Origin of the sequence: Rhizobium sp. ERR 1071 (genome assembly GCF_007828675.1) — a bacterium.
GTDB classification, from domain to species: Bacteria; Pseudomonadota; Alphaproteobacteria; order Rhizobiales; family Rhizobiaceae; genus Rhizobium; species Rhizobium dioscoreae.
On sequence record NZ_VITM01000009.1, the window covers coordinates 219,959 to 227,746 of the forward strand.

Annotated in this window: 7 protein-coding genes; all 7 read left to right on the forward strand. The window is 60.3% G+C overall.

Annotation, left to right across the window (positions count from 1 at the left end):
- Positions 1 to 393: 393 nt before the first annotated feature.
- The 7 genes from FBZ99_RS25860 to derI all read left to right on the forward strand — a co-directional run bounded on the left by FBZ99_RS25860 (position 394) and on the right by derI (position 7,687).
- On the forward strand, positions 394 to 1,944 hold the full coding sequence (locus FBZ99_RS25860; RefSeq protein WP_113352491.1) for an FGGY-family carbohydrate kinase: 1,551 nt from the start codon (positions 394 to 396) through the stop codon (positions 1,942 to 1,944).
- A gap of 77 nt (positions 1,945 to 2,021) precedes the next feature.
- Positions 2,022 to 3,533, forward strand: coding sequence for a glycerol-3-phosphate dehydrogenase (locus FBZ99_RS25865; protein ID WP_113332812.1), 1,512 nt, complete (start codon positions 2,022 to 2,024; stop codon positions 3,531 to 3,533).
- Between the two features lie 28 nt (positions 3,534 to 3,561).
- Complete coding sequence (locus FBZ99_RS25870) at positions 3,562 to 4,494, forward strand: sugar phosphate isomerase/epimerase family protein (RefSeq protein WP_113352436.1); 933 nt, start codon at positions 3,562 to 3,564, stop codon at positions 4,492 to 4,494.
- 125 nt (positions 4,495 to 4,619) lie between these two features.
- On the forward strand, positions 4,620 to 5,558 hold the full coding sequence (locus FBZ99_RS25875; protein WP_113352435.1) for a sugar-binding transcriptional regulator: 939 nt from the start codon (positions 4,620 to 4,622) through the stop codon (positions 5,556 to 5,558).
- Between the two features lie 119 nt (positions 5,559 to 5,677).
- Entirely contained in the window at positions 5,678 to 6,454 is a 777-nt protein-coding gene (locus FBZ99_RS25880) for a DeoR/GlpR family DNA-binding transcription regulator (RefSeq protein WP_113352434.1), read from the forward strand.
- Positions 6,451 to 7,221 (forward strand): triose-phosphate isomerase, encoded by a 771-nt coding sequence (locus tag FBZ99_RS25885; RefSeq protein WP_113352433.1) that lies wholly within the window; start codon positions 6,451 to 6,453, stop codon positions 7,219 to 7,221. The genes FBZ99_RS25880 and FBZ99_RS25885 overlap by 4 nt, the downstream gene beginning before the upstream one ends.
- Before the next feature lie 10 nt (positions 7,222 to 7,231).
- Positions 7,232 to 7,687, forward strand: coding sequence for a D-erythrulose-4-phosphate isomerase (derI, locus tag FBZ99_RS25890; RefSeq protein ID WP_069615612.1), 456 nt, complete (start codon positions 7,232 to 7,234; stop codon positions 7,685 to 7,687).
- Positions 7,688 to 7,788 lie beyond the last annotated feature (101 nt).

Below are 7,788 nucleotides of genomic sequence, written 5' to 3' on the forward strand. Positions count from 1 at the left end.
ATTCGATCCGAGAGATTCAGGTCGTTGATCCGTGTTCCTCCAAGGCGTTGCCGCAGTCTTTCCCTGCTGCGGCTTGCCTATCAACCACATCCATTTTATATGAAAAAAATTACAATGCCAGAAAAATATTACTGTAACAACGATATGATTATGTTATAAAGCCGCGAGCTGCTTGATGGGTCGCGGCTGTGCGTCGGATCCATTGCGTGGCTGGTGTCGGGTGCGCGCTGGTGCTTCGTTCGCGATCCTCCCTTTGGGGCGGAGAGTACGATGGCGACGATAGATGCGACCTGGCGTAGATTATGCCCTTGGCCGCGTGGGGAGGAATGAAAATGTTTGTGATGGTTACCGATGCTCTTGCCGGAGGGTGTCGCGTGGTGGAGCTGGCTTGCAATGTCTAAAAGCGACGGGATCATCATCGGGATCGATGCGGGTACCTCGGTTTTGAAGGCAGTTGCCTTCGAGCTATCCGGACGGCAGATCGCTTCGGCTTCAGCGCGCAATCGCTATGAGACGGGAGAGGATGGGTCGGTCACCCAATCACTCGGCCAGACGTGGTCGGATTGTCTCAGCGCATTGCGCGGCCTTAGTGAGAAGGTGGGCAACCTTGCCGCCCGAACGGCTGCGATCGCGATTACCGGACAAGGCGACGGCACCTGGCTTGTCGGCTCCGGTAATGCTCCGGTCGGTGATGCCTGGCTGTGGCTTGACGCCCGCGCGGCATCCACCGTCACGCGCCTGAGCGCCTCGGCCGACAACCGCGCCCGGTTCGAGGCGACGGGTACAGGGCTCAACACCTGCCAGCAGGGTGCTCAGCTCGCCCATATGGACCGCTTCATGCCCGAGATTCTCGATCGGGCGGAGACAGCGCTGCATTGCAAGGACTGGCTCTACCTGAACCTCACCGGCATACGGGCGACCGATCCATCGGAGGCGAGCTTCACCTTCGGCAATTTCCGCAACCGCCAATATGATCCGGTTGTCATCGATGCGCTCGGCCTTGCCCGCCGGCGCTCGCTTCTGCCCGAGATTGTCGACGGAACGGAGATCAGCCATCCCCTGACGGAGGCCGCCGCCAAGGCCGCCGGCTTACGTGCGGGAACGCCAGTCTGCCTGGGTTACGTCGATATGGTCATGACCGCGCTTGGTGCAGGCGTCCGCACTGGCGGTCGGAACGCCGCCTGCTCGACGATCGGATCGACGGGCGTGCATATGCGAGCCAAGGCCGTGCCCGATGTCCAGCTCAACGAAGAGGGGACGGGATATGTTATCGCACTGCCGATCCCCGGTATCGTCACGCAGGTCCAGACCAATATGGGCGCGACCATCAATATTGATTGGATTCTCGAGGTTGCGGCGGATCTGATGTCAGCTGGCGGTAGCGAGATTTCCTATTCCGACCTTATTCCGCGCATCGATGCGTGGTTTGCCGAAGCGCGTCCGACGAACCTTCTCTATCACCCCTATATTTCCGAGGCCGGCGAGCGCGGTCCCTTCGTCAACGCACATGCGCGTGCCGGCTTTACCGGACTTTCGACGCGGCATGGCTTTGCCGACATGCTGAGGGCCGTGGTCGAAGGGCTGGGCATGGCAACGCGGGATTGCTACGCGGCCATGGGCGACATGCCTTCGGAGCTGCGCATCACCGGAGGGGCCGCCCGTTCGCGCGCTCTACGAGGTTCGCTATCTGCCGCCGTCAAGGCGCCGGTGCGGATTTCGGATCGCGAAGAGGCGGGGGCTGCCGGTGTCGCGATGATGGCTGCCGTCGCGATCGGCGCCTATCAGGACATGGACAGCTGCATTGCCGACTGGGTGACGCCCTTGCTTGGCGAGGCCGAGGCGCCCGATCCGGCAAATATCGAGCGCTATGATCGTCTGTTCGATGCCTACAAGGACGTGCGTCAGGCGATTGCGCCGGCTTGGGACAAATTGGCCCAGCACTAGCCAATGACGAAGCCGGCGAGGAGCTTGGCCTTAGAAGATTGAATTGATGATGCCACGGGCATCCTTAGGAGCATGACATGATGGAACCGGAAATCTATGATCTTTTCGTGATCGGCGGAGGCATCAATGGTGCCGGCATTGCGCGCGATGCAGCCGGCCGCGGCCTTTCGGTTATCATGTGCGAGAAGGGCGATCTCGCGGAGGGTACGTCCTCGCGCTCCGGCAAGCTGGTGCATGGCGGCCTGCGCTATCTTGAATACTACGAGTTCCGCCTGGTACGTGAAGCCCTGATCGAGCGTGAAGTGCTGCTGAATTCGGCAAGCCACATCATCTGGCCTATGCGCTTCGTACTGCCGCACAGTCCGACCGATCGTCCCGCATGGTTGGTGCGTCTCGGCCTCTTCCTCTACGATCATCTCGGTGGCCGCAAGAAGCTGCCGGGCACGCGCTCGCTTGATCTTCATCGCGATCCGGAAGGGGCGCCGATCCTCGACCAATATTCGAAAGGTTTCGAATATTCCGACTGTTGGGTTGACGACGCCCGGCTCGTTGTCCTCAACGCTCTCGATGCTTCCGCCAAGGGCGCGCAGATCCTGACGCGCACGGCCTGTGTCAGCGCGCGCCGCGATCAGGGGAGCTGGGTTGTCCAGATGCGCGACGAGCGTTCCGGCGAGGTGCGGACCGTGCGCGCCCGCGTGCTGGTCAATGCCGCCGGCCCCTGGGTCAACGACATTATCGGCCGTGTCGTCGGCTCGAACAGCCAGCGCAGCGTCCGGCTCGTCAAAGGTAGCCATATCATCGTTCCGAAATTCTGGGCAGGCCAGCAGGCCTATCTCGTCCAGAACCACGACAAGCGCGTGATCTTCATCAACCCTTATGAAGGCGACAAGGCGCTGATCGGCACGACCGACATTCCCTACGAGGGCAAGCCGGAGGAGGTGAAGGCCGACGAGAAGGAAATCGATTATCTGATCACGGCGGTCAATCGCTACTTCAAGGAGAAGCTGCGCAGATCCGACGTGCTCGAGAGTTTCTCCGGCGTCCGCCCGCTGTTCGACGACGGCAAGGGCAATCCCTCGGCCGTCACGCGCGACTATGTCTTCGATCTCGACGAGACCGGTGGTGTGCCGCTCCTGAGCGTCTTCGGTGGCAAGATCACGACCTTCCGCAAGCTTTCCGAACACGCCATGCAGCGGCTTGCAAAATTCTTCCCGAAGATGGGCGGCGACTGGACGCGGGGCGCCACGCTTCCGGGCGGCGAGATTCCGAATGCCGACTACGTTGCCTTTGCCGATACCCTGCGAGCGGCCTATCCCTGGATGCCGCGTGCGCTCGTCAATCACTACGGCCATCTCTATGGCGCCCGCACCAGACAGATCGTCGGCAATGCGATGTCGCTTGCTGAACTCGGCCGCCATTTCGGCGGCAATCTCTATGAGGCCGAGGTTCGCTATCTCGTGGCTTCCGAATGGGCGCAGGCGGCCGAAGACGTGCTGATGCGACGCACCAAGGAAGGTCTGCGTATGACCGCTGAAGAGAAGGCGGATTTCGCGGCCTGGTTCGACGCCGAGCTGGCGCTCGCCGCCTGAACCAACAGACCTTGCCGGGAGACCTAAAATGCCCTTGACGCTTTCACTCAACACCAATCCGCTTGTCAATCGCTTTGCCGAGCCGGCCGACCTGATCGAAACGGTGGCGCGCGATCTGCGTATCCGCGATCTGCAGCTGACGCACGAATTCATCAATCCGAGCTGGCAGGCGCCGGTCATTCGCCGCCTGACGCGCGACATGCAGGAGGCATTGAAGCGCACCGGCGTTCGCGTAACCTCAGGAATGACCGGTCCCTATGGCCGTCTCAACCATTTCGGACATCCCGACAAGGATGTCCGCCGCTATTACGTCGACTGGTTCAAGACCTTTGCCGATATCACCGCGGATCTCGGTGGTCATTCCGTAGGAACGCAGTTCGCAATCTTCACTTACAAGGACTATGACGATCCGGCCCGGCGCGAGGAATTGATTGAGATTGCGATCGATTGCTGGGGCGAGGTGGCCGAACATGCTCGGGCTGCCGGCCTCTCCTACATCTTCTGGGAGCCGATGAGCATCGGCCGCGAATTCGGCGAGACGATCGATGCCTGCCTTTCCCTGCAGGACAGACTGACGAAGGCGCCCTTCGCCATTCCGATGTGGATGATGGCCGATATCGATCATGGCGATGTCACCTCGTCCAATCCCGACGATTATGATCCATATGCGTGGGCGCGTGCCGTGCCGAAGGTGTCTCCGATCATTCACATCAAGCAGAGCCTGATGGATAAGGGTGGGCATCGCCCCTTCACGGTGGAGTTCAATGCCAAGGGCCGTATCCAGCCCGAACCTTTGCTCAAGGCTTTTGCCGAAGGAGGCGCCAAGGACAACGAAATCTGCCTGGAACTGTCGTTCAAGGAGCGCGAACCGAACGATCGTCAGGTCATCGCGCAGATTGCCGAAAGCATCGCCTTCTGGGCGCCCCATATCGACACGGGCGCTGGCGACTTGCATATCTAGCCGGTGGGGCGGACGAGTCCCGATTCCCTGAACGCCAATCCTTTCGAGGAGGTAGCCGGATCGGGGCGCTATGGCCGGAGAGAACAGGCGAGGACGATGCAGAGCAAAATGAAAGGGAACGGACGATGACGGATGCAGATGCTTCGCTCGCCGTGCGGGCGGCCTGGTTGCACTATGCCGGCGGGTTGACGCAATCCGAAGTGGCAAAACGTCTCGGCGTTCCCTCGGTGAAGGCGCATCGCCTGATTGCGCGCGCGGTCGCCGAAGGCGTCGTCAAGGTGACGATCGACGGCGATATCGTCGAATGCGTCGAGCTTGAGATGCAGCTTTCGGCACGCTTCGGCCTGCAATATTGTGAGGTCGCGCCCGATCTCGGCGAAGACGGCTTCGAGTTTCGCGCGCTCGGCCAGGCGGGCGCGGGTTTCCTGAGGCGAGAAATCGAGAGCGGCAACAATAAGGTCATCGGTCTCGGCCACGGGCGAACGCTTTCTTCCGCCGTCCATCACCTGTCGCGCGTCAGCGCCAAGGATTTGCGCTTTGTGTCGCTGCTCGGTGGCCTGACGAGAAATTATGCTGCCAATCCCTATGACGTCATGCATCGCATTGCCGAAAAGACCGGCATGCAGTCGCATGTGATGCCGGTGCCGTTCTTCGCCAATACGCGCGAAGACCGCGACGTGCTGCTTGCCCAGCGCGGCGTGAAAGAAGTCTTCGATCTTGCAAACGGCGCCGATCTCAAGCTGGTCGGTCTCGGCACGGTCGATACCGACGCGCAGCTCGTCTTGTCGGGGATGGTGGAGCCTAAGGAGATCAGGGAAATCACCGCGGCCGGTGGCGTCGGCGAAATTCTCGGCCATTTCTTTGATGCCGACGGCAATATCCTTGAGACCACGCTGACCTCTCGCACATTGTCTGCCTCCCTGCCGCGCATGAAGGGCGAGCGGCTGGTGGCACTGTCAGGCGGGTTGCCAAAGGTCGAAGCCATCCGCGCGGTCCTTAAGAGCCGCTGTCTCTATGGGCTAATCACGGATGAGAAAACAGCGCAGGCACTGTTGAAGATCTAAGAATGATGCTGGCTTCTAAACACGAATTTATCTCAATGTAACAACAGAAATGTTGAATTGTGAGATTTTAATGTTATATTTCTCGGAGTTCCATTTCGGGCCGATGGCCGGAGTAAAAGGTGAAACGGGAAGAGCGCCAGCAATCGATCATCAATCTGCTCATCGAGCATAAGACCGTCGATCTCGACGATCTGGCGGATCGTTTCGTTGTGTCCAAGATGACGATCCACCGCGATCTCGATGATCTCGAGCAGGCCGGCGTGCTGCGCAAGGTTCGCGGCGGCGCGACCATCGATGCCGGCACCCAGTTTGAAAGCGATTTTCGTTTCCGCGAGCGTCAGGGCCATGACGAGAAGCTGGCGATGGCGCGCGCAGCACTCGATCTGGTCGAGCCCGGCATGACCGTCATGATTAATGACGGATCCATGGCCGCCGTTTTAGGCGAGATGCTGCTGCAGAAGCGGCCGCTGACGCTGATCACCAACAATGCCGCAATCATAGACCGCATGAGGAACGAAAGCGGCATTACACTGATCGCGCTCGGTGGCGTCTATTCCGCCAAGTTCAACGCCTTTCTGGGCGTCGTTACCGAGGAAGCACTATCGCGCCTGCGGGCTGATATTGCCTTCCTGTCGACGCCGGCTGTTTCCGGCAGGCTCGCCTATCATATGGACGATAACGTCGTGCGCACGAAGCGGGCGATGATTGCGTCGGCGGCCAGGAGCTGCCTGCTCGTCAGCCATCAGCGCATCGGCCATACGGCTCTGCATGTGATGGCCGATCTTACCGATTTTGATGCCGTGATTACCGATCACGCGCCTGATGCCGCCATTGTCAAGCAATTTCGTCGCGACGGCATCGCCCTTACCATCGCCTCGAACCAGGATATGACATGACTGAAAAGCCTCGCTATTGGATCGGCACGAGCTGGAAGATGAACAAGACGCTCGCGGAGGCGCGCGCTTTCGCCGAGGCCCTGCGCGCCGCCGATACCCTGCGTGACGACCGTATTCAGCGGTTCATCATTCCGCCGTTCACGGCCGTGCGCGAGGTCAAGTCGATCCTGTCGGAAAGCTCCGTCAGGGTCGGTGCCCAGAACATGCATTGGGCCGACCAGGGTGCCTGGACAGGGGAAATCTCCCCGTTGATGCTGAAGGATTGCAATCTCGACATCGTCGAGCTTGGCCATTCGGAGCGTCGCGAACACTTTGGCGAGACCAACGAAACCGTCGGATTGAAGACCGAGGCAGCCGTCCGTCATGGTTTGATCCCGCTTATCTGCATCGGCGAAACGCTGCAAGATCGCGAGAGCGGCCGTGCAACCGAGATTCTGAGCGAGCAGGTCATCGGTGCGCTATCGAAGCTCTCCGACGCCCAGAAGCGGGCTGAAATCCTGCTGGCCTACGAGCCGGTCTGGGCGATCGGCGAAAAGGGGATTCCCGCCGAGCCCTCCTATGCCGATGCACGCCAGGCCGAGATCATTGCGGTCGCGCAAGACGTGCTCGGCCGAAAGATTCCGTGCCTCTACGGCGGATCGGTCAATCCGCAAAACTGTGAAGAACTCATATCCTGCCCGAACGTAGACGGGCTTTTCATTGGCCGCTCGGCCTGGAACGTCGAAGGCTATCTCGACATCCTCGCCAAGTGCGCCGCCAAACTCTGAGGAGCATACAATGAAGCTTGCTATTGCTGGAGACAGCGCCGGCGAAGGCCTCGCCAAGGTTCTTGCCGACCACCTGAAGGACCGTTTCGAGGTGAGCGAAGTCTCGCGCACTGATGAAGGCCCCGATGCGTTTTATGCCAATCTTGCGGACCGCGTGGCCTCCGGCGTCATCGACGGCACCTATGACAAGGCGATCCTTGTCTGCGGCACCGGTATCGGCGTCTGCATCTCGGCCAACAAGGTTCCGGGCATCCGTGCGGCACTGACGCATGACACCTATTCGGCGGAGCGCGCCGCTCTGTCGAACAACGCCCAGATCATCACCATGGGCGCTCGGGTCATCGGTACCGAACTCGCCAAGGCAATTGCAGACGCCTTCCTCGCCCAGACCTTCGACGAGAACGGCCGCTCGGCCGGCAACGTCAAGGCCATCAACGAGGTCGATGCGAAGTACAACGCCCGTTAAGAACAGCGTAAGCGGTTAGCTGATGGCGTCAGGCCTGAAGTTCCATGGCATAAGCGCCTCGAGCTCGGATACTGGCCAGCCTTGAGCGATGCGGGTCAATG